Source organism: Tessaracoccus yangjingae (genome assembly GCF_054483935.1).
In genome coordinates this window covers 317,469-338,005 of the sequence record NZ_CM137014.1, presented here as the reverse complement: position 1 = coordinate 338,005, position 20,537 = coordinate 317,469, and the positions used below count along the sequence as shown (strand labels likewise).

Annotated in this window: 17 protein-coding genes; 8 read left to right on the top strand and 9 right to left on the bottom strand. The window is 68.6% G+C overall.

Annotated features, from left to right (window positions below; all coding sequences use genetic code 11):
• The first annotated feature begins 56 nt into the window (after positions 1–56).
• Positions 57–1,721 carry an MFS transporter gene (locus ACX1D3_RS01520; RefSeq protein WP_458995220.1) on the top strand — a complete coding sequence of 555 codons (1,665 nt, stop codon included), beginning with the start codon at positions 57–59 and terminating at the stop codon, positions 1,719–1,721.
• Between the two features lie 90 nt (positions 1,722–1,811).
• Here ACX1D3_RS01520 and ACX1D3_RS01515 read toward each other — a convergent pair whose 3' ends face one another.
• A complete protein-coding gene (locus ACX1D3_RS01515) occupies positions 1,812–3,119 on the bottom strand; it encodes a lactate racemase domain-containing protein (protein ID WP_458995219.1) in 1,308 nt (435 codons plus the stop codon).
• Between the two features lie 77 nt (positions 3,120–3,196).
• Positions 3,197–4,651, bottom strand: a complete 1,455-nt coding sequence (gene gnd, locus ACX1D3_RS01510) for an NADP-dependent phosphogluconate dehydrogenase (RefSeq protein ID WP_458995218.1) — start codon at positions 4,649–4,651, stop codon at positions 3,197–3,199.
• Positions 4,652–4,867: 216 nt separating this feature from the next.
• On the opposite strand from gnd, the gene ACX1D3_RS01505 reads away from it, so the two are divergent.
• Both ACX1D3_RS01505 and ACX1D3_RS01500 read left to right on the top strand, forming a co-directional pair.
• Positions 4,868–6,631, top strand: coding sequence for a glycoside hydrolase family 3 N-terminal domain-containing protein (locus ACX1D3_RS01505; RefSeq protein ID WP_458995217.1), 1,764 nt, complete (start codon positions 4,868–4,870; stop codon positions 6,629–6,631).
• Between the two features lie 10 nt (positions 6,632–6,641).
• Positions 6,642–7,544: an HAD family hydrolase gene (locus ACX1D3_RS01500; RefSeq protein ID WP_458995216.1), complete on the top strand. Its 903-nt coding sequence runs from the start codon at positions 6,642–6,644 to the stop codon at positions 7,542–7,544.
• Here ACX1D3_RS01500 and ACX1D3_RS01495 read toward each other — a convergent pair.
• Genes ACX1D3_RS01495 through rfbB form a run of 6 tightly spaced genes read right to left on the bottom strand, consistent with a single transcriptional unit; the run spans position 7,463 to position 12,130 of the window.
• Positions 7,463–7,876: a PqqD family protein gene (locus ACX1D3_RS01495; RefSeq protein ID WP_458995215.1), complete on the bottom strand. Its 414-nt coding sequence runs from the start codon at positions 7,874–7,876 to the stop codon at positions 7,463–7,465. The two genes, ACX1D3_RS01500 and ACX1D3_RS01495, sit on opposite strands and share 82 nt — an antisense overlap.
• Positions 7,873–8,610: a hypothetical protein gene (locus ACX1D3_RS01490; protein ID WP_458995214.1), complete on the bottom strand. Its 738-nt coding sequence runs from the start codon at positions 8,608–8,610 to the stop codon at positions 7,873–7,875. The genes ACX1D3_RS01495 and ACX1D3_RS01490 overlap by 4 nt, the downstream gene beginning before the upstream one ends.
• Positions 8,603–8,866, bottom strand: a complete 264-nt coding sequence (locus ACX1D3_RS01485; RefSeq protein ID WP_458995213.1) for a PqqD family protein — start codon at positions 8,864–8,866, stop codon at positions 8,603–8,605. The genes ACX1D3_RS01490 and ACX1D3_RS01485 overlap by 8 nt, the downstream gene beginning before the upstream one ends.
• Positions 8,863–9,756 carry a nucleotidyltransferase family protein gene (locus ACX1D3_RS01480; RefSeq protein ID WP_458995212.1) on the bottom strand — a complete coding sequence of 298 codons (894 nt, stop codon included), beginning with the start codon at positions 9,754–9,756 and terminating at the stop codon, positions 8,863–8,865. Before ACX1D3_RS01480 ends, ACX1D3_RS01485 begins: the two co-directional genes overlap by 4 nt.
• Positions 9,753–11,132: a sugar nucleotide-binding protein gene (locus ACX1D3_RS01475; protein WP_458995211.1), complete on the bottom strand. Its 1,380-nt coding sequence runs from the start codon at positions 11,130–11,132 to the stop codon at positions 9,753–9,755. Before ACX1D3_RS01475 ends, ACX1D3_RS01480 begins: the two co-directional genes overlap by 4 nt.
• Positions 11,132–12,130: a dTDP-glucose 4,6-dehydratase gene (rfbB, locus tag ACX1D3_RS01470; RefSeq protein ID WP_458995210.1), complete on the bottom strand. Its 999-nt coding sequence runs from the start codon at positions 12,128–12,130 to the stop codon at positions 11,132–11,134. The genes ACX1D3_RS01475 and rfbB overlap by 1 nt, the downstream gene beginning before the upstream one ends.
• Before the next feature lie 101 nt (positions 12,131–12,231).
• Here rfbB and rfbA point away from each other — a divergent pair, with 101 nt between their 5' ends.
• Positions 12,232–13,113, top strand: a complete 882-nt coding sequence (gene rfbA, locus ACX1D3_RS01465; protein ID WP_458995209.1) for a glucose-1-phosphate thymidylyltransferase RfbA — start codon at positions 12,232–12,234, stop codon at positions 13,111–13,113.
• Here the strand turns inward: rfbA and ACX1D3_RS01460 are convergent.
• The gene (locus ACX1D3_RS01460; protein ID WP_458995208.1) at positions 13,107–14,522 is read right to left on the bottom strand and encodes a sugar transferase; all 1,416 of its coding nucleotides are present in this window, start codon (positions 14,520–14,522) and stop codon (positions 13,107–13,109) included. The genes rfbA and ACX1D3_RS01460 overlap by 7 nt on opposite strands.
• A gap of 150 nt (positions 14,523–14,672) precedes the next feature.
• On the opposite strand from ACX1D3_RS01460, the gene ACX1D3_RS01455 reads away from it, so the two are divergent.
• From ACX1D3_RS01455 to ACX1D3_RS01440, 4 genes are all read left to right on the top strand, one after another.
• Entirely contained in the window at positions 14,673–16,211 is a 1,539-nt protein-coding gene (locus ACX1D3_RS01455; RefSeq protein ID WP_458995207.1) for a tyrosine-protein kinase domain-containing protein, read from the top strand.
• A 4-nt stretch (positions 16,212–16,215) separates the two neighbouring features.
• The gene (locus tag ACX1D3_RS01450; RefSeq protein WP_458995206.1) at positions 16,216–17,370 is read left to right on the top strand and encodes an O-antigen ligase family protein; all 1,155 of its coding nucleotides are present in this window, start codon (positions 16,216–16,218) and stop codon (positions 17,368–17,370) included.
• Positions 17,371–17,574: 204 nt separating this feature from the next.
• Entirely contained in the window at positions 17,575–18,558 is a 984-nt protein-coding gene (locus tag ACX1D3_RS01445; protein WP_458995205.1) for a CpsD/CapB family tyrosine-protein kinase, read from the top strand.
• Positions 18,559–18,562: 4 nt separating this feature from the next.
• Positions 18,563–19,762 carry a zinc ABC transporter permease gene (locus ACX1D3_RS01440; protein WP_458995204.1) on the top strand — a complete coding sequence of 400 codons (1,200 nt, stop codon included), beginning with the start codon at positions 18,563–18,565 and terminating at the stop codon, positions 19,760–19,762.
• Positions 19,763–20,537: the final 775 nt, after the last annotated feature.

Below are 20,537 nucleotides of genomic sequence, written 5' to 3'. Positions count from 1 at the left end.
TCGTGCCCGTCTGGACGGGGGTTTGTTCTCGACGGTGGCGTCGGTATGATGCCGACATGACTGTCGGTAAGTTTACCTCAGAGGACACGGACCCGTCGGCGGAGCCGCACCCTCATCCGCATCGGTGGCTGGCGCTGGCCGCAGTGGCGCTGGGCGTCTCCGTGATCATCATGGACGCGACGGTGGTCAACGTCGCGCTTCCCGTGGTGATCGAGGACCTCCAACTCACCTCGACGCAGGCGGAGTGGATGAACGCCGTCTACTCCTTGATGCTGGCCGCGCTCCTGTTGACGGTCGGGCGTGTGGGCGACCTCTACGGCCGGCGCAAGCTCTTCGGGATCGGCATGGCGATCTTCATGCTGGGCAGCCTCGGCGCCGGCTTCGCGAGCGACGGCAACGTTCTCATCGGGGCCCGCGTCCTCCAGGGGATCGGTGCGGCGGCCATCCTGCCCGCGACGCTCTCCACCCTCAACGCGATGTTCCGGGGTCGCGCGCGTGCGATCGCCTTCGCAGTCTGGGGCTCGACGATCGGTGGCATGGCCGCCGTCGGCCCGCTGCTCGGGGGGTGGCTCGCCACGAACTGGACGTGGCGGTGGGCCTTCTGGCTCAACCTGCCCGTCGGCCTGGTGGTCCTGCTGGCGATCATCCTGTGGGTGCCCGAGTCCCGTGACACCTCGGGCCCCCGCGGACTCGACGTGGGCGGGGCCGTGCTGTCGGCCCTGGGCATGGGCGGCATCGTGTTCGCCCTCATCGAGGGGCAGACCTACGGCTGGTGGCGCCAGGACTCTGGCCAGATCTCTCCGGTGCCGATCGTGATGGCCCTCGGGCTGGCCCTCATGGTGGTCTTCGTGCTGCTTCAGCAGGCGCGGGCGCGCAGCGGCAAGGTGGTCCTGGTGGACCTCCGCCTGCTCAGCGTGCGGTCGTTCCGGTACGGGTCGATCGCCGCCCTCGTGGTGGCGCTCGGCGAGTTCGGGCTGCTCTTCACGTTGCCCCTTCTGCTGCAGAACTCGCTCGGCTACACCGCGCTGGGGACCGGGTGGCTGATCATGGCGCTCGCGGTGGGCACCTTCCTCATCTCCGGCGCCACACCGCAGCTGACCGCGCGCCTCGGAGGCCGTGCCGTCGTGCGGATCGGCTTGGGGGTCGAGGCGTTCGCGGTGGCAGGGCTGGCGCTCACGCTGTCGGCCGACATCAGCGGCTGGCTGATCGCCACGTGGCTGTTCCTCTACGGCATGGGCGTGGGCATGGCCACGGCCCAGTTGACCAGCGTCATCCTGGCCGAGATCCCCGTCGCGGAATCGGGTCAGGCCTCCGGTCTGCAGAGCACGTTCCGCCAGCTGGGCTCGGCTCTCGGCGTGGCGCTGCTCGGCAGCCTTCTGCTGTCGTCTCTGGGCACGTCGACGGCCAACAACTTGGAGGAGGCCGGCCTGCCGGATGCGGCCTCGACGCCGATCGTCGAGGTGGTCACCAACTCTGCCGGTGCCGTCATCCCGTCGCTCAAGGCCGATCCGGCCACCGCCGCCGCCGGCGACGCGGCCTCCGCGGCCATGATCACGGCGAGCAGGATCACCACGGGGGTGGCGGCGGCCATCATCGGTCTCGGTCTGGCCGCCACCTGGGCGCTGCCCAACGTCCCCGCGACCCCTCCGCAGGCACCGGCACCGGGCGGCGAGCCCGCCGGCGAGGCGCCGAGCCGACGGGGAGGGCGTCGCAAGGGCTGACCGACAGAGCGCACTCCGCGGGGCCGGCGCGGCGCGCCGGCGCTCCGCCGAGGCACTCACCTCCGCCCGTGAGCCGCCACGACGGTGAGGTCAGGCGGGCAGGCGGTTGCGCTGCTCCTCGGTGCGGTGGAGCAGCTCGCCGGCCTTCGGGACGACGAGCGTGTCCGGGTCCGCCTCGAACGCGTCGAGGTCCACATCCGCCGGGTCGAGGTAGTTCAGGTTGATACCCTCGACCACCTCCCGCGGGATCCCCGTGGCAAGGGTGACCGTCACCCGGTTGGTCTCGACTCCGGTGGCCGGGTCGTAGTCGCCCAGCCCGCGCAAGTGCGTCGAGTGGGCCAGCTCGCCCCAGGGGTGGCCCTTGAACCGGTCCCACTGGCCGACGAAGTACTGCCGGTTGTGATACCCGATCTCCTCGATCCCGGGATGCATGACGGAGACCTGCGTGATGTGAGGGGCGTAGATGATCAGCTCCCCGCCGTCGGCGACCACCGGCTCCATCTTGTAGAAGCCCTTAGCGCCGGTCCACATGTCCTCGTACATCGTCGGGATGATCGAGACCACCCGCTTGTACGCCTTCGGTACGTACTTGACGTGCACCTGGGCCGAGACCTCCGCGCACGCCTCCCACGAGGAGCGGGTGTCGCCGAACGCCAGGAACTGGAGGTCGTCGGAGCCGGGCTTGACGATCATGCCGAGCAGCAGCTTCGTCGACGGGATGAGCTCGGCCGCCGCGTCGATCATCTGCCGCACCGGGGTGATCCCGACGCTGCCGATCATCTCGTAGCTGGTGATCAGCGCGCCCACCCAGTGGGACATGTCGATGACGTCGTGGCCGGAGAGCCCCGGGAAGAAGTACTTGTTGCCGCCCGAGATGCCCACCACCTCGTGCGGGAGGACCGGCCCGAGCACCAGCGAGATGTCGGTGTCGACCACCATCCTGTTGACCAGCACGGTCATCGCGCGGTCGGTGAGCCGGCCGTCGGTGAGCTCGCCGATGCGGGAGGCCTCGATGGTGCCGAGGTCGGCGAAGCTGTCGTCGTTGCGCCAGTCGTGGTTGAAGATCTCCCACCCGGGGAACTCGTCGGCGAAGTGGCCGGGCTCGTAGCCCATGAGGGCCGCGATGGCGGTCTCCGACATGTAGTCGTGCGTGCCGAGGGCGATCACCACCCGGACGTCCTTCGGCCGCGACCCCAGCGCGTCGCGGATGAGATGGGACAGCATCGCGATGGGCGCGTGGCGGGTGCCGTCCGGCACCACCAGCGTGACGCGCTTGCCGTCGAAGTCGTAGGCGCCGATGGCGTCGGCGACGAAGCGCCGGATCTCATCGTCGGTCAGGGTGCTCTGCGCGCCGCCGACGGTGGCGGCCGGGGCGACGCCCGGGTACAGCTTGGTCATGGCTCAGCCTAACTCTCGTGGATGTGCGAACCCCCGGGTCCGGAGAACCGGACCCGGGGGAGTGGAGCAGGTGAGGCTCAGGCCTCGACCTCGGGGCGCCCCTCGGTGGCCCAGAGGGTGTGGAAGGTGCCCTCGAGGTCGATCCGGCGGTAGGTGTGCGCGCCGAAGAAGTCGCGCTGGCCCTGGATGAGGGCGGCGGGGAGCCGGTCCGCGCGGACGCCGTCGTAGTAGGACAGCGAGGACGAGAACACCGGCACCGGCACGCCGTGCAGCGCGGACTGGCTGACCACCCGGCGCCAGGCCGGGAGGGTGGCCACGATCTTGCCGTAGAAGTAGCCGTCGCCGATCAGCAGGGGCAGCTCGGGGCTGGCGGTGTAGGCGCGGGTGATCTCGCCCAGGAACTGGGCGCGGATGATGCAGCCGCCGCGCCAGATGCGGGCCAGCTCGCCCAGGTTGATCTCCCAGCCGTAGGTGGCCGCCGCGGCCTGGATCATGTTGAAGCCCTGCGAGTAGGCCACCAGCTTCGACGCGTACAGCGCCTGGCGGACGTCCTCGATGAAGGCGTCGCGGTCGGCCACGTCCCAGGCGGAGGCGCCGCCGTCGAAGTTGCGGGCGGCGAGCCGCTGCTCGACCGACGACGAGAGGCCGCGCGCGAAGGTGGCCTCGCCGATGCCGGTCACGGGGACGCCCAGGTCCAGGGCGGTCTGGACGGTCCAGGAGCCGGTGCCCTTCTGGCCGGCTCGGTCGACGATGACGTCGACGAGCGCCTGGCCGGTGGTGGCGTCCTTGTGGCGGAGCACCTCGACGCTGACCTCCATGAGGTAGGAGTCGAGGTCGCCGGTGTTCCACTCGGCGAAGATGTCGGCGATCTCGGCGGGGCTGAGGTCCAGCGCGCGGCGCAGCAGGTCGTAGGCCTCGCCGATCACCTGCATGTCGGCGTACTCGATGCCGTTGTGCACCATCTTGACGAAGTGCCCGGCGCCGTCGGAGCCGACGTGGACGCAGCAGGGCTGGCCGTCCACCTGGGCGGCGATCGACTCGAACATGGGGCCGAGGCGGGTGTAGGACTCCACGGAGCCGCCGGGCATGATCGACGGGCCCCACAGGGCGCCCTCCTCGCCGCCGGAGACGCCGGCGCCGACGAAGTGCAGGCCGCGCTCGCGCAGGGCGGCCTCGCGACGGCGGGTGTCGGAGAACAGGGAGTTGCCGCAGTCGACGATGATGTCGCCCTTGTCCATGCGGGAGGCGAGCTCCTCGATGACGGCGTCGGTGGCGGGGCCGGCGGCCACCATGATGATGGCGACGCGGGGGCTGCTCAGCGAGGCCACGAAGTCGTCCATGGTCTCGGCGGGGACGAAGGTCCCCTCGGTGCCGTGGGCGTCCATGACGGCCTCGGTCTTGGCGGCGCTGCGGTTGTGGATGGCCACCTTGTGGCCGTTGCGGGCGAGGTTCCGGGCCAGGTTCGAGCCCATGACCCCCATTCCTGTGACGCCGATGTCTGCGGTGGACGGGGTCGGGGTGGCGAGTGCCATCGATGCTCCTTTGGTCGTGTGCCCCCTCAGGATGACCCGCGGGGTGGGCCGCGCGACAAGTGTTGCCAGTTGTTGCATGGCTGCAGGTGCCCGCGTGGCAACTCGGGCGGCGGCCGCACGCTCGGCTGAGCGTGGCAACAAACGGCAACCACGAGGTCCCGGGGGTGGTCCGGACGTAGCGTGAAGACACCAGCAACGTAGCAAGGAGCAATCATCATGGTGGACCTCAAGGCCACGCCCTTCAACCTCGACGACGAGGCAATCGAGTGGGTGCGCAGCACCATTGAGGAGATGACCGACGAGGAGAAGATCGGTCAGCTCTTCGTCAACATGGGAGCCCAGCGGACCGAGGAGTACCTCACCGGGGTGCTCGACACCTACCACATCGGGGCCGTCCGCTACGTCCCCGCCCCCGCCGCCGAGGTGTGGGAGCAGAACCACATCCTGCAGACCAAGTCCAAGATCCCGATGCTCATCGCCGCCAACACCGAGGCCGGCGGCAACGGCGCCGCCACCGACGGCACCTACGTGGGGTGGGAGGCCAAGATCGGCAACACCGGCGACGCGAAGTACGCCTACGAGATGGGCCGCATCTCCGGCGTCGAGGCCGCGGCCATCGGCTGCAACTGGTCGTTCGCGCCCATCGTCGACATCTACCGCAACTGGCGCAACCCCATCGTGTCGCGGCGGGCCTTCGGCGGCGACGTCGACATGGTCCTGGAGATGAGCCTCGCCTACATGAAGGGCATCCAGGAGTCCGGCATCGCCCCGGCCGCCAAGCACTGGCCCGGCGACGGCATCGACGAGCGCGACCAGCACCTCTCGCACGCCCCCAACTACCTGTCCACCGACGAGTGGGACGCCACGTTCGGCAAGCTCTACAAGGGCCTCATCGACGCCGGCCTCCCGTCGCTGATGACCGGCCACATCGCGCTGCCCGCCTACCAGAAGCACTTCAACCCCGACATGACCGACGAGGACATCCTGCCGGCCACCCTGTCGAAGGAGATCAACACCAAGCTCCTGCGCGAGAAGCTGGGCTTCAACGGCGTCGTCGTCACCGACGCGAGCCACATGGTGGGCCTCACCGGCGCCATGAAGCGCTCCGACATCCTCCCCACCGCCATCGAGGCCGGCTGCGACCTCTTCCTGTTCTTCAACGATCCCGACGAGGACTTCGGCTGGATGATGGAGGGCTGGAAGTCCGGCAAGCTCTCCGACGAGCGACTCCACGAGGCCCTGACCCGCATCCTCGGCCTCAAGGCGATGCTGGGCCTGCACGCCCGCAAGCGCGAGGAGCTCCTCCCGCCGAAGGAGGTGGCCATGGCCCGCATCGGTCTGCCCGAAAGCAAGGAGATGGCCAAGGAGGTGGCCGACCGCGCCATCACGCTGGTCAAGCACAAGCAGCCCGAGAACCTCCCCATCTCCACGGAGAAGTTCAAGCGGATCCTCGTGGTGCCGATCGGCGCCGCGCCCAGCCCCTTCGCGATGATGGCCGGCGGCGCCGGCGAGCACCCGGCGGACAAGATCGTCGCCAAGCTGCGCGAGCGCGGCTACGACGCGGACCGCTACGAGTCCCAGCTGGACAAGATCAAGGGCAAGTCCCCCGAGGAGACCAAGCAGATCCTGCAGAACGCCTACGCGGGCAAGTCTCCGATCTCGGACCTCACCGACAACTACGACCTCGTGCTCTCCGTGGCCAACGTCAACGGCCTCGGCCAGGCCGTCGAGCGCCCCTACTGGCCCGGCACCAAGGGCACCCTGGACATGCCGTGGTACGTCCACGAGCTGCCCACCATCCTGGTGTCGACGGCGTCACCCAACCTCCTGGCCGACATGCCTCAGGTCAAGACCTTCATCAACGCCTTCGACGACCACGACTTCAACCTCGACGTCCTGCTCGACAAGATGGAGGGCAAGAGCGAGTTCAAGGGCACCTCCGCCACCGAGATGTTCCCCTTCCCCGACTCCCGGATCTGAGGACCCCCACATGACAGAGAAGATGCCGGAGCGGGCCCAGGTCCTGCTCGACTTCCAGCCCACCAAGGGTTTCTTCGTCGGGATCGACTCCGACGGCTGCGCCATGGACGCCATGGACATCAAGCACCAGGAGTGCTTCACGCCCTCCTACATCAAGTACTTCGACCTGCAGGCCGCGTCCACCCTGGTGCGCGAGACCGCCCTGTTCGTCAACCTGCACTCCACCACCCGCGGCCAGAACCGCTGGGTGGCGCTGGCCAGGCTGTTCGAGCTGCTCAGGCAACGGCCCGAGGTGCTGGAGCGCGGCGTGAAGGTGCCCGAGGGCGTCGAGCTGCAGAGGTTCCTCGATTCGGGCTACCCCCGCTCGGACCGCGGGATCGCGGAGTTCGCCGAGGCCCACCCGTCGGCCGAGATCGCCCAGTGCATCGCGTGGGGCAAGGGCGTCAACGAGCTGATCGCCTGGATGGTGCACGGCTGCGCCCCCTTCCCGGGCGTGCGTGAGGCCATCGAGGCGATGCAGGCCGACGTGGACTGCATGACGGTGTCGGCCACCCCGATGGAGGCGCTCGAGCGTGAGTGGCACGAGCACGACCTCGCGAAGTACATGAAGGTGGTCGCCGGGCAGGAGATGGGCTCGAAGGCCCAGCACGTGCACTGGGCCGCCAAGGGCAAGTACGACGACGACCACATCATGCTGATCGGCGACGCCCCAGGAGACCGCGACAGCGCCTTCTCCGAGGGGGTGCTGTTCTACCCGATCATGCCCGGCAGCGAGGCTGAGTCCTGGCGCCGGTTCCGCGAGGAGGCGCTGCCCAGGTTCCTGGGCGGCACCTACCGCGGGGAGTACATGGACTCGCTGGTGGCCGAGTTCGAGGCGCTGCTGCCGGAGCTTCCGGCGTGGACGACCCTCTGAGGGTCTGAGTTACAGGCGGGCTCGTCGTCGCGGGTGATCAACCCCGCGGCGGCGAGCCCGTTCAGCTGTGCCTCGACGGCCCCGGTCAGATCCCCCTCTGGAGGGGCGCCGAACTCGTCCTCGAGGGCCTCGGTCAGCTGGGCCTGGCTGCGCGGCCCGTCCTCCAGCAGCTGCAGGACGACGGTGGCCACCGGGCCCAGGCGGAGCACCTTGTCATCGACGAGTACCAGCGACTCGCCGTCGACGGCGAGGAGGTCGGTGACGGGTTCCCGGCGGATCATGCCCCGGTCGTGAGCTGACGTCTCCGGGGTCATCTCCGGTTCCATGCTCATGCGAGTCCCTCCAACCTGTCGGTGCACCACTGGAGGATCTGGTGGCCCTCGCCGTACTCGACGAGCGTGCACCCGGCCCGGCTGTGCACGTCGGCCATGAGGTGCAGCGGCTCGGGCAGCTTCGACAGCGACGACGTCTCCGGGGCGATCATGGTGAGCGCGTCGAGGACGGGCAGCGGGGTGAACGTGGCGCTCTCCCGGTCCGGGGTCCGCCGCAGCACCACGAGATCCGCGAGCACCGGGACCTCCGGTGCGGGGAGCAGCGACAGGTCATCGGGGGAGTTCTCGCGCTTCGGGTGGCCGTGATCCGGGGCGAGAGTGATGGGCTTGGGGTAGGGGTGGATGCGCAGCGTGTCCGGGCTGATCCCCACCGTCTCGTCGGAGAGGTAGCCGTAGCGCTTGCCGAGGCGACGGGTGAGCGTGGACTTGCCCGTGCCGCCGGGGGCGACGAAGACCAGCGCGCGCCCGGTGCCCCGGTGGGCGACGGAGCCGGCGTGGAACATGAGCAGCTCACCCGCGCGGGCCGCGATGAACGCCTGGGTGATCTGCTGCGTGGCGGACTCCTGCGACGAGCCCTTCCTGACCGTCACCTCTGCGCGGGCGGTGGTGTCGGGGGAGAGGCAACGGGCCCAGAGGTGGCGGAAGGCGTCGAGGTCGAGGCCCGACTCGCCGAGGTCCACGGAGATGGTGGTGCCGAGGCCGGCCAGCCTCACCACGGATCCAGGCTCAGTCATCGGAGTTCACCGTCAGGGCCCTCGCCGCCAGATCCTTGAGGTACGCGGCGACGTCCGCCTCGATCTCGGCTGTCGGCGCCCCCGTCGCCTCGCTGACGTCGCGGACGATCTCCTCGGTGGTGGCGCCGTCGAGGACGTCCCAGATGAGGGCGGCCGTGCCGTCCAGGATGACCACCTGCCCGACGGAGGGTGCCGCGGCGATCACGCGGTCGTCGTCGTTGTCCCAGACCACGTCCGGGTGGTGCCGGTGCCTCATCGTCCCCCCGTCCTAGGGTCCCGGCGGGCGGCGAGTTCGCCGAGCAGTCGTCTCCATCGCAGCAGCGTACGCTGAGCCACCTCGCGACGGCTGGGGGCGTGCCCCAGCTCGGCCTCCAGGAGAGAACGGTCGAAGAGCAGCAGCCCCTGGACGACGGCGGCCTTCCTGCCGAGTGTGGTGGCGGAGCGCCAGCGGGCGCGCCACTCGTCCAGGCGGCTGGTGTTGCCGTCGCGGAAGTGCTTCCAGAGCAGGTAGTCGGGGTGGCCGCTGAAGGCCTCCAGGTCACCCACCGCCGCCGCCACCCCGATCTCCGCGCCCAGGTGCCGGGCGAGCGCCAGCACCTCGGCGCGCTCCTCGTCCGTGGCGCGGCCCCAGGCGCGGTCCGTGTCCGGATGGTGCGGCCCGCTGCGGGCCGCGTGCAGGAGGAGGACCAGCCGCTGGGCCGGCACCGACGGCGTGGGGCAGGGCACATGCCCGAGCAGGAGGGTGGAGCGGTCCCGCCACAGCTCGTCGAACGCCTCGGGCGCGAGGCCCGGGAAGTGGCGGTGGACGTCGGCGTTGCCGAGGGTGGGATGGAAGATGTTCATGGCGTGCCCGAAGGCCGAGCTGGTGGAGAAGCTGGTCTTGAGAATCCAGCCGTGCCGGGTGGCCTCGTCGAGGAACCGGCGGACGTGCTGCGGGCGGATGAGCAGGTCCGCGTCGGAGCTGTTGCGGGCCACGGTCTCGGTCCGGTCACCCGCGGGGTCCGCGACCGTGCGCCTGTCCAGGAGCTCCGGCGCCACGGCCGGCCCCTTGATGTGGAGGACGTCGGCGCCGGCCTTGTCCGCGATGCGCTGCAGCACGCCGTGGGTCAGGCGGAGGCGGACACCGAGGGAGGGCTCCAGGCTCATGGCAGGGAGTCGAGGTAGCGGCGGAGGCCGGTGGCGCCGTCGACGGGGGTGTAGCCGGTGGCTTTGATCTTGGTGAGGTCGAGGGTGGAGTGGTGGGGGCGTGGGGCGGTGGTCCTGCCGGCGGTGAAGGTGGCGGTGTCGGTGGGGGTGACGTGGCCGGTGGCGTGGCGGGCGGTGAACACGGTGGTGGCGATGTCGTACCAGGTGGTGGTGTCGCCGTCGGAGGTGAGGTTGTAGGTGCCGGCGGGTGCTGCGGTGGTGAGGAGGTGGAGTGCGGCGGCGGCGAGGTCGTGGGTGAAGGTGAGGCGGCCGTGTTGGTCATTGACGACGGCGGGGGAGGCGCCGGTGTCGGCGAGGCGGGCCATGGTGCGCACGAAGTTGGGGCCCTCGCCGATGACCCAGCTGGTGCGCAGGATGTAGTGGTGGGGGAGGGTGCCGACGAGGGCGTCGGCGGCGGCCTTGGAGGCGCCGTAGGCGCTGAGCGGGGAGGCGGGTTCGTCCTCGTGGTGGGTCTCTGTGGTGCCGTCGAAGACGTAGTCCGAGGAGATGTGGACCAGGGGGAGGCGGTGGCGGCGGGCGGCCGCGACGAGGTTGGCGGTGCCGGTGACGTTGACGCTCCAGCAGGCGGCGCGGCCGTCGGTTTCGGCGGTGTCGACGGCGGTGTAGGCGGCGGCGTTGATGATCGCGGAGGCCTGGCCCCAGGGGTAGGCGGCCACGGCGTCGGGGTCGGTGAGGTCGAGCTGGTGGTGGCCGAGGTGGATGGCGTCGGGGAGGAGCCGGCGCAGCGCGCGGCCGAGTTGACCGTCGGCCCCGGTGACCACCGGTCGGGGCCGGGGCATGGGGGTGACCTGGTGCAGCGGGGGGTGGGTGCGGTCGGCCTCGGAGATGGTGGCGGTGGCCAGCGGGAGGGGCCAGGCGATGGCGGGGTGGTCGAGGTTGGCGAACGTGTACTGGGTCTTCGCGTCGGCGGACCAGTGCTCGTTGACCAGGTAGGAGTAGCAGGTGCCGTCCTCGAGGGCCTGGTACGCGTTCCCGACGCCGCGGGGGGTGAACACGGCGGTGTCGGGGCCGATCTCGCAGGTCACGACCGTGCCGAACGTGTCCCCCTCACGCAGGTCCATCCAGGCGCCGAACACGCGGCCGGTGGCCACGGAGACCAGCTTGTCCCACGGCTCGGCGTGGATCCCGCGGGTCACCCCCGCCTTCGCGTTGAAGCTCATGTTCTGCTGCACCGGGCCGAAGTCCGGCAGCCCGGCCGCGGTCATGGTGGCCCGCTGCCAGTTCTCCTTGAACCACCCCCGCGGGTCCCCGTGGAGGGGGAGGGTGAGGATCAGCAGGCCGGGGATCGCGGTGGACGCCACGGTGAGCTCGGGCATCACTGTCCCTTCGCGGCGTACTTCGCCTCGACGGCGGCCTTCAACGGCCGCCACCACGCCTCGTTCGCCCGGTACCAGTCGATGGTGGCCTGCAACCCTTGACGGAAATCGGTGTATGCCGGGGTCCAGCCCAGCTCGTCGCGGAGCTTCGAGGCGTCGATGGCGTAGCGCAGGTCGTGGCCGGCGCGGTCGGTGACCCGGTCGTAGGCATCCGAGGGTTGGCCCATCAGGTCGAGGATCAGCTCGATGACCTGCCTGTTGGACTTCTCACCGTCGGCGCCGATCAGATACGTCTCCCCGATCCTGCCGTCTTCCAGGATCCGCCACACCGCGGAGTTGTGGTCGTCGACGTGGATCCAGTCCCGCACGTTCGCCCCCGCCCCGTACAGCTTCGGGCGGATCCCGTCGAGCACATTGGTGATCTGCCGGGGAATGAACTTCTCGATGTGCTGCCGCGGGCCGTAGTTGTTCGAGCAGTTGCTGATCGTGGCCCGCACCCCGAACGACCGCACCCACGCCCGCACCAGATGATCACTCGCCGCTTTCGACGCTGAATACGGACTCGACGGGTTGTACGCCGTAGAGGGGGTGAACTTCGCCGGGTCGTCGAGCTCCAGATCCCCGTACACCTCATCGGTGGAGATGTGATGCAGCCGCCTGTCATGCTCCCGCACCGCCTGCAACACGTGGAACGTGCCGAGAATGTTGGTCTCGACGAAGATCCCCGGCCCCTCCAGGGAGTTGTCGTTGTGGGACTCGGCCGCGAAATGCACCACCACATCGTGGGCCTCGACCAACCCGGCCACCAGCGCCGGGTCCGTGACCGAGCCCTCGACCAGGCTCACCCGCTCAGCCGGCAGCCCGGCCAGGTTCGCGGCGTTGCCCGCATACGTCATCGCGTCGAGGACCGTCACCGTCGCGCCGGTGTGTTGCACCACCCAATGGACGAAGTTGCTGCCGATGAACCCGGCTCCCCCAGTGACCAGAATCGTCTTCACGCCTGGGAGCCTACTAGTCGCCCGCGTGGAGGCGCGCACCGCAAGGTCCGAGCCGCGGGGAGCTGCACCGGCGGTGCGCTGCGTGTGTCAAGGTAGGTCCCATGCGGGGGATCATTCTTGCCGGCGGCACCGGCTCCAGGCTTCATCCGATCACACTGGGCACCAGCAAGCAGCTGATGCCCGTCTACGACAAACCGATGATCTACTACCCGCTCGCCACGCTGATCTTCGCCGGCATCCGCGAGGTGCTGATCATCACCACCCCCCACGAGGCCGACGCGTTCCACCACCTCCTCGGCGACGGCGAGCAGTTCGGCGTGGAGTTCACCTTCGCGGTCCAACCCGAACCCAAAGGCCTGGCCCAGGCGTTCACCATCGGCGCCGACTTCGTCGCCGGGGAACCCTCCTGCCTCATCCTCGGCGACAACATCTTCTCCGGCCCCGGCCTCGGCACCAGACTCGTCGAACGCACCCGCTCCATCGACGGCGCCCTCATCTTCGGCTACCAGGTCGCCGACCCCACCGCCTACGGCGTCGTCGAGGTCGACGGCAACGGCATGGCGGTCTCCATCGAGGAGAAACCCGCCCACCCCAAATCCCACTGGGCCGTCCCCGGCCTCTACTTCTACGACGAGCACGTCGTCGACATCGCCACCAACCTCGAGCCCTCGCCGCGCGGCGAGTTCGAGATCACCGACATCAACCGCGCCTACCTCGACCAGGGCCGCCTCCACGTCGACCTGCTCCCCCGCGGCACCGCCTGGCTCGACACCGGCACCTTCGACTCCCTCAATGACGCCAGCAACTTCGTCCGCACTATCCAGGCCCGCCAAGGCCTCCAGGTCGGCTGCCCCGAAGAGGCCGCCTGGCGCCGCGGCTTCCTCACCGACGACGAGCTGGCCGAGCGCGCCGACCGCTACGCCAAGTCCGGCTACGGCACCTACCTACGCGGTTTGTTGCCCCGCCTGAGGGGTGGTCAGTAGGCGCCGCGGGAGCTCAGCACGGCGCGGAAGGTGCGCAGGAGGATGACGATGTCCTGCAGCATCGACCAGTTGTCCACGTAGTAAAGGTCGAGGCGGACGGTGTCGTCCCAGTCCAGGTCCGAGCGGCCTGAGACCTGCCATAGGCCGGTCATGCCAGGGCGCACGTCCAGTCGGCGTCTCACGTGCGCGCCGTAGTTAGCGACCTCGCGTTCCATGGCCGGCCTGGGACCGATCAGGCTCATCTCTCCGCGGAGGACGTTGAAGAGCTGGGGGAGTTCGTCGATCGAGTAGCGGCGGATGAACCTGCCGAACCGGGTGATGCGCGGGTCCTCACGGATCTTGAACAACACGCCGTCGGACTCGTTGGCCTCCTCGAGCCGGTCCAGACGGATCTGCTCGGCGTCAGGCACCATTGAGCGGAACTTGAACAACTCGAACGGCTCGCCCCCGCGTCCGATCCTGCTCTGGCGGAACAGCACAGGCCCCCCGTCGCCGAGCTTGACCATCAACGCGGTCACGAGCATCAGCGGTCCGAGCAGGATGAGCAGCACTATCGCGACCACAGCGTCGAAGGCCCGCTTGGTGAAGCGGAGTGACCGCTCGGCCTGCGGCTTGCTGACGTGCATGAGCGGCAAGCCGGCCACGGGGGTGACGTTGATGCGTTGGCTAGAGATGTCCGTCATGGCGGGGACCACCACCATCTCTGCGCGGTGACCCTCGAGGGTGCGGGCCATCTCGTTGAACTCCCGCCCGCGGCGCACCGAGCCCGTGGTGAAGATCACCGCCCGCGCACCGGTGCGGTCGATGACGCTGATGAGGTCGTCGAGTGAACCGACGTCCGAGACATCGCGCGGATATGGGCCGACTTCGATCACCTCCTCCTCGCGGGGGGTGACGATTCCCACGGGTGTGTAGCCGAGCCAGGTCTCGCGGCGCAGAACCTTCACCACGTCGTCGACCGCCCCCTGGTCGCCGACCACCAGGGTGGGCAGGCAGAACCGCCCTCCGCGGCGCAGAGCCTGCAGAATCCTGCGGGCCGTCAGCCGGCCGAGGAGCAGCGTGGGGATGCCGATCGCCACGAGGATGGCTACGAACCCCCGGGAGAGCGGGTAGTTGAAGATGAAGGCGAAGAAACCCAGGGCGAGGAGGAAGAACATCGACGAGTTGAACACCTGGCGGTACTCGATCACCCCGAATCCCCAGTGCCGGGGGCGGTAGGCCCCCCCGAGGGCCAGGGCGATCAGCCAGCCCACCACGATGAGGGGCGCGACGGGGAGCACCAGCTGATCCGCGTCGTTGATGCTGCGGAGGAAGGGGACCCAGGTGCGGAGGGCGACAGCCGCGATCGTCGCCACCACGATGACGGCAGTGTCCAGTGCGACGAGCGCCCAGCGGTACGAGATGCGCATCGTAGACCCCACAATCAACCCCCCGCGGGCCACTTTAGTCATGGCCTCGCGGTGGTGCCGAATTGGCCGACGGTGCGTGCTCGCCTACCGGTGCCTATACTCGTGGGACCGCGGGGATCTGCGCCCGCTCCAAACGTCCGGGGGTCACACGTGACGCTGCTCGAATTCGTCCGCTTCCTGCGCCACAACGCCACCATCATCGCCCTGCTTACGGTGGTCGGACTCCTGACGGCTGCGGGCTACGCCTTCTTGCAGCCTGTGGTCTACCAGTCCAGCGCCACGGGCATCGTGGTCGCCGGCGATTCCAGCACCGTCGGTGGGGCTATGAGCGGGACGGCTCTCGCCCAGCAGAGGGCCGAGACCTACGCGGCCCTCGCCTCCACGTCTGCAGTGTTCGAACGGGCCGTAGCATCGCCGGAGATTCAGGCGGCGCCTGATGCTGGCAGCGGTGGAATCAGCGCCCGGGTCATGGGAGCCACCTCGATGATCGAGGTTTCCGCCACTGGAACCTCTGGCGAGAACGCGCGCCTTCTCGCGGACGCTGCGCTGAAGGCGCTGGCGGACGAGGCGCTGGCCCTTGAGACCCTGACGCCGAGCGAGACCGGAGGCTCCATCGACCCGGACACGGTAGCCGTGCGGCTGGCCGTGTTCACGCCGGCCAGCGCGTCGTCTGCACCGATCGCACCGGACTGGCTGCGGCTCCTGCTCATCGGGACTGCCGCCGGCCTGGTGCTGGGCGTTCTGGTGTCTTGGGTGCGCACCAAGCTGGACGTCAAGGTGCGCACCATGAAGGACGTGGAGGAAGAGACGGGGCACAGCGTGCTGGGCGTCATCCCAGAGAGCAAGGCTCTGGCGAAGCACCGCGAGGGGGAGCCCATCAGCATCTCCTCGCTGGGGCTCGCCGGTGAGGCGCTGCGCCAGATGCGCACGAACCTGCGCTACGTGGACGTGGACCACCCGCCCAAGGCCATCGTGGTCACCTCGGCTCACCCAGGTGAGGGCAAGTCCACCATCTCCTCCCTTCTCGCGGTCCTCGTCGCGCGCTCAGGCCAGCCGGTGGTGCTCATCGACGCGGACCTCCGCAAGCCCGTCCAACACCAGAACTTCCGCTCCGACGCCGCCGTCGGGCTCTCGCAGGTCCTCATCGGTGACGTATCGCTCAATGACGCACTGCAGGCCACCAGCGAACCGAACCTGCGCATCCTGACTTCCGGCAAGGTGCCCGCCAACCCGAGCGAGATGGTGGGTTCCCGCCGTATGCGCGAACTCATCGCTTCGCTGTCCCGCACGGCCTTCGTCATCATCGACGCGCCCCCCATGCTGGCGGTGACCGACGCCGGCCTGCTGGCCGCTGCCACCGACGGTGCTGTGTTCGTCACCCGCGTGGGCAAGACCCAGCGCGAGGAGCTACGCATGGCGGTCAAGCTGGTGCAGCAGGTGGGGGGCCGGATCCTGGGCACAGTCCTCCACCGCGCTCCGCGCCAAGCGATGGGGGACGTGGTGTATGGGGCCGGGTTCGGCAGCAAGTATCAGTCCGTCTATTCGGAGCGCTACTACCTGGAGACGCCCCCGGAGGATGGGGCTCCGGTGGTGGCCCAGGGTCTCGCGGCGAGGGCCACCGATGCGGACAGTCAGGGTCCCGGGCTCAGCGCCGAGCGGCACCAGCCGCGCCGACTCTCGACCAGGTGAGGCGATGCCCTCACTGATGAAGTCCACTGGCGGGCTTGTCGTGGAGCATGAGGTCGTGGACGAGGGCGCCTCAAGTTGGTTGGCGCGCGTCTATCCCCTGGATGCGCTGCTCTTCAGCCTCTTCATCTTCGATCGGGTCAGTGTTGGTCCTATCCCGGCGGGGGTACTGATCACCATTCTGATTGGTGTGGTGGGCTTCCTGCGGCCGCCAACGCTGCGGATGCGCGGGTTGCCGGTGCTGGCCGTCGGATACGCCGGGCTCCTCGTCTACCTGGTGATCGTCTCGCAGGACGCGGGGGTGGACTGGCAACAGCGTGTCCTGCGGATGTTCATCCTGGGCATCCTGATCTGGGTGTTGGTTCAGGGGCGTTTCGACGCCTTCTCTGCCATCGCAGGACTGGTGCTCGGTCTGGGCATCAATGCGGCGGCCTACTACGCAGGCCTGACGACAGACAACTATCCACCATTCCTGACGGGGTGGCTGGGCGACAAGAACGTGGCGGGCATGTGGTACGCCACCGTCGGCGTGCTGGGCCTCATGCTGTTGAGCCGTCATCGTTGGACCATCCCTTGGCTGGTGGTGTCGGGAGGGTTCCTGTTCCTGACCGGTTCCCGCACCTCGATGTCCGCTCTTCTTGTCGGACTCGTGTGGTTCTGGGCGAGGAACCGGCTGGCCATGCCTCTCCGGTTGGCGCTCGCTGGGGGACTCATCGCCGCCTTGGCCTTCGCGGAGCAGAACTTCGCCCGCATGGGGTTGTTCGCCGACCGCGCGGGCACCGACCTCCTTCGGGGGCGTATCGAAGCGGCGACAGCGCTGAAGGTGGAGCAGACGCCCTGGTATGGCCGAGGGCTGACCGAGGCGTGGGTGAACCTCGGCCAGACGGAGCTGTTCTGGTTCCACAACTCCTACGCCGCGCTCTACGTCGAGGGCGGGGTGGTGCTGCTCACCTTCGCGCTTGTCGTCTGGGGGGTGGTGGCCGGCGGACTGTTCAGCACCGAGAAGATGACACGAGAGACGAGGGCGGCCGAAGCAGCCCTCGTCGTTCTCCTGGTGTGCGCATGGCAACTCGGCGAGGTGTTCTTCACCAGCTGCGCGTTCATCGTGCTGGGCCTGGCCCTGCGCTCCCGCTTCAGTCAACCCCAGGCTCTACGCGACTGAAGCCCCAGAGCTCCGAACGCACTGCGTAAAAACGTCAGGACGCGGGCCAGGAGAGGTTCGCAGTGTTGGTCTCAACGCCCCCGCTGGGCACCGAGAGGACGATGTTGCTGACGGTCACGGAAAAAACTGTCTGCTGCCCCCCGACGGTGATGGTCGTGGAAGCGATGTCGCTCGTGTCGGATGTGAGTGCGTCTGGCGTCACTGGTGGCAGGACTGGTACTGGGGGCCGCGCTGGCCTTCATCCGCCATCATTTCGACGTGCGGGTGCGGACTCAGCATGACGTCGAAGAGCACACGGGTCACGCGGTGTTGGGGGTCGTGCCCGAAACCAACGACCTGAAGAAGCAGCGCGCCGCAGGGTCGATCGGCACCATGGGCCACGCCGGAGAGTCGCTCCGGCAACTCCGCACCAACCTCCGCTTCATCAACGTCGACCACCCGCCCAAGGCCGTGGTCATCACCTCCGCGAGTCCTGGTGAAGGCAAGTCGACGATCGCCACGAACCTGGCTCAGGTGATCGCCAAGTCCGGGCGTGATGTGGTGCTGGTGGATTGCGATCTGCGAAAGCCCGTGCAGGCTAAGGCCTTCGGGGTGGACACGGCGGTAGGCCTGACCCAGGTGCTGGCGGGCGACATCTCCTTGCGCGAGGCTGTGGTCGCCACGCAGGTGCCGCGGCTCTGGCTCCTTCCCGCTGGGAGTATCCCGCCAAACCCGAGCGAGCTGCTCGGCTCGCGCCGGATGCAGGAAGTGATCGAACAACTCACCAGGGAGGCGTTCGTCCTGTTGGACGCCCCGCCGATGCTGCTCGTCACTGACGCTGGCCTCTTGTCCGAGGCATCTGACGGCGCTCTTCTGGTGGGCGCCGTGGGGCAGACCACCAAGGCAGAGCTGGCGCTCTGCGCCAAGCAGTTGGGCCAGGTTGGCGCAGCCCTGCTGGGGACAGTGCTGAACAAGGCCCCCCGCAAGGGGCTCGGTGACGTGCTGTACGGGTACGGGGCCGGCGGCTATGGCAACCGGCGCTATGGCGCATACGCCGCGACAACCGGTGCCAAGAGCGTCAAACGCGGGAATCCCGCCATGCTCTCTGAGGAGGTTCCCGTTGAGCTTGGATCACCCCGAGCACGGCGAGGGGTCGTCCACACATCTGCGACGGTGGCTGCAGCCCACGAGCCCTCAGCGGAAGGCTGAGCCGTTGTTCCCCTCCCTCTCGGCGGCTGATTCTGCCAAGCACAGCGCTGCCGCCCTGGGCGGGGAGGGTGCGGGCGCTGAGGCCTCCACCGGTGGCGTGGGTCCTTGGCGTACCTGGCTGAGTGGGCCGGCGCTGATGGTGGGTCTGAGCATGCCGTTCTGGCGGCACACTCTGGTCACGGGTTTCCCCATCGAGATCGCGGTCTTCGCACTGGCGGTGGCGGCTGGCACTTTCGTGCGGCCCACGGTCCGCACTCCGGCCCTGCCGTGGGTCGCGCTGGCCTATTTCTCGATGCTGGGCTCGGTCATCGCGGTGTCGGTGCTGATGGAGCAGCCGTGGCTTCAACGATCCGTCCGGCTGAGTCTGCTCTTCTTCTTCGCCGCCGTCGTGGCGCAGGGGCGCATCAACTGGAAGTCGGTCGTGGCTGGAGGCACCTTGAGCCTCGTTCTCGTGAACGCGCCTGCCTTCTACCTGGGGCTGACCCCCAACAACTACCCACCTTTTCTGACCGGATGGCTCGGCGACAAGAACGTGTCAGGCCTGTACTACGCGGTGATGTCGCTCTTCGGGCTGAGCCTGTACCAGGAGCGGTGGCCCCGGGCGGTGCACTTCAGCGCGATGTTCGGGCTTCTCTGGTTGACCGGCTCCCGCACCGGTCTGGCCGGTGCAGTGATCGGCCTGGCCTGGTACCTAGTCCGAAACAGGTTCGGACTCGTTGCCCGTGTTGCTCTCCTTGGGGTGAGTATCTGGGTGCTGCAATGGTTCGAGGAGCGTTACTCGCGGATCGGCGCCTTTGCGGATCGGGAAGGGACGGACCTGTTGCGAGCGTCTATCCACGCCGCCGAGCAGGTCAAGCTCGCCGGGACTGCCTGGTACGGACGGGGCTTCAACACGGCTGTGGTCGATCTTGCATCCTTTCACCGGATGTTCTTCCACGACTCGTACGCGGCCCTGCAGGTGGAGGGAGGCCTTCCGATGCTGGTCGTCGTCCTGGGGCTCTTCGTCGGTGTTGGGCTCGGGCTGGGCAGCCGGCGTCGGATCGTGAGTCCCGAGCTCCGGTCGGTCGAGGCCGCCATCGTCACCCTCATGGTGTGTGCGTGGCAGCTCGGCGAGGTCTTCCTCACCTCGCTCGGGTTCTTCCTCCTGGGGGTGGCGATGTTTGAGCGCTTCGGCGAGCGGACGCAGACTGGGAGTCTCCGCTGATCAGCGACCGGCCAGGGTGGTCAGCCCTCAGGGGGACAAAGGGCTGAACAGCCCATGGCCGAAGGTCTACACCCCTCGGATCACCACGAGTGGGGCGGGAACTACCGGCCGCGTTGTGCGGCGGGTCGGGGGTATGCTGAACGCCCGGAGCTTCTTGGGGGGAGCGGAGTTCACATGTCCATCCGCGCGATCTCGGTCCCACACTGGCGGACCTCGCCAATCTGGACATCGCCCGCGCGTCGGGTTGTTTCCCCCGGCGCCACCGCGATCCCAACTCAGGTTCTCCGGCTCCTGAATCTTGATGCTCTTCTCCTGGCCGTGGCTCGTGGAGCCCACACCACGCGGTCGATTGGTCACCTGAAGCCCACTCTGCTCGCGGGCGATGAGCCGCATATCCATGACGTAGCCCGCGGTCGGCGCTGCGGGTGCGAGTTCGTGAGCGCGCTCCCGAGCAATCACCAGGGAACGCAACCTGGACGGCTGGTCGATGTTGCAGGACATGACCATCCTTGGACGTTCCGTCACGGCTGTGTTTGCCTTCCGCGGAGCGCAGCGATCCGTGGTGAACATGCACGGCCGGCGGGAATACGACGCGCAACGCATCGGTTGAGGCGCCTCGCCGTTTGGCGCCTCGATTGCGCCTCACCTAGAGTTCGTGAAAGGGAAATGCGCGGGCAAGGCGCCGGACAAGCGTTCCCACGCGCCGGAAACACGACCCGAGGTGGCAAGGAACGCCAGACGTCGTCCCGCTGCGCTTCGCCAGCGAGGGTCTCGG

What these genes read in the sequence shown, in the direction of transcription:
- ACX1D3_RS01520 (WP_458995220.1), top strand. Translation starts at nt 57, where the DNA reads ATGACTGTCGGTAAGTTTACCTCAGAGGACACGGACCCGTCGGCGGAG.
- ACX1D3_RS01515 (WP_458995219.1), bottom strand. Translation starts at nt 3,119, where the DNA reads ATGACCAAGCTGTACCCGGGCGTCGCCCCGGCCGCCACCGTCGGCGGC.
- gnd (WP_458995218.1), bottom strand. Translation starts at nt 4,651, where the DNA reads ATGGCACTCGCCACCCCGACCCCGTCCACCGCAGACATCGGCGTCACA.
- ACX1D3_RS01505 (WP_458995217.1), top strand. Translation starts at nt 4,868, where the DNA reads ATGGTGGACCTCAAGGCCACGCCCTTCAACCTCGACGACGAGGCAATC.
- ACX1D3_RS01500 (WP_458995216.1), top strand. Translation starts at nt 6,642, where the DNA reads ATGACAGAGAAGATGCCGGAGCGGGCCCAGGTCCTGCTCGACTTCCAG.
- ACX1D3_RS01495 (WP_458995215.1), bottom strand. Translation starts at nt 7,876, where the DNA reads ATGAGCATGGAACCGGAGATGACCCCGGAGACGTCAGCTCACGACCGG.
- ACX1D3_RS01490 (WP_458995214.1), bottom strand. Translation starts at nt 8,610, where the DNA reads ATGACTGAGCCTGGATCCGTGGTGAGGCTGGCCGGCCTCGGCACCACC.
- ACX1D3_RS01485 (WP_458995213.1), bottom strand. Translation starts at nt 8,866, where the DNA reads ATGAGGCACCGGCACCACCCGGACGTGGTCTGGGACAACGACGACGAC.
- ACX1D3_RS01480 (WP_458995212.1), bottom strand. Translation starts at nt 9,756, where the DNA reads ATGAGCCTGGAGCCCTCCCTCGGTGTCCGCCTCCGCCTGACCCACGGC.
- ACX1D3_RS01475 (WP_458995211.1), bottom strand. Translation starts at nt 11,132, where the DNA reads ATGCCCGAGCTCACCGTGGCGTCCACCGCGATCCCCGGCCTGCTGATC.
- rfbA (WP_458995209.1), top strand. Translation starts at nt 12,232, where the DNA reads ATGCGGGGGATCATTCTTGCCGGCGGCACCGGCTCCAGGCTTCATCCG.
- ACX1D3_RS01460 (WP_458995208.1), bottom strand. Translation starts at nt 14,522, where the DNA reads ATGCGCATCTCGTACCGCTGGGCGCTCGTCGCACTGGACACTGCCGTC.
- ACX1D3_RS01450 (WP_458995206.1), top strand. Translation starts at nt 16,216, where the DNA reads ATGCCCTCACTGATGAAGTCCACTGGCGGGCTTGTCGTGGAGCATGAG.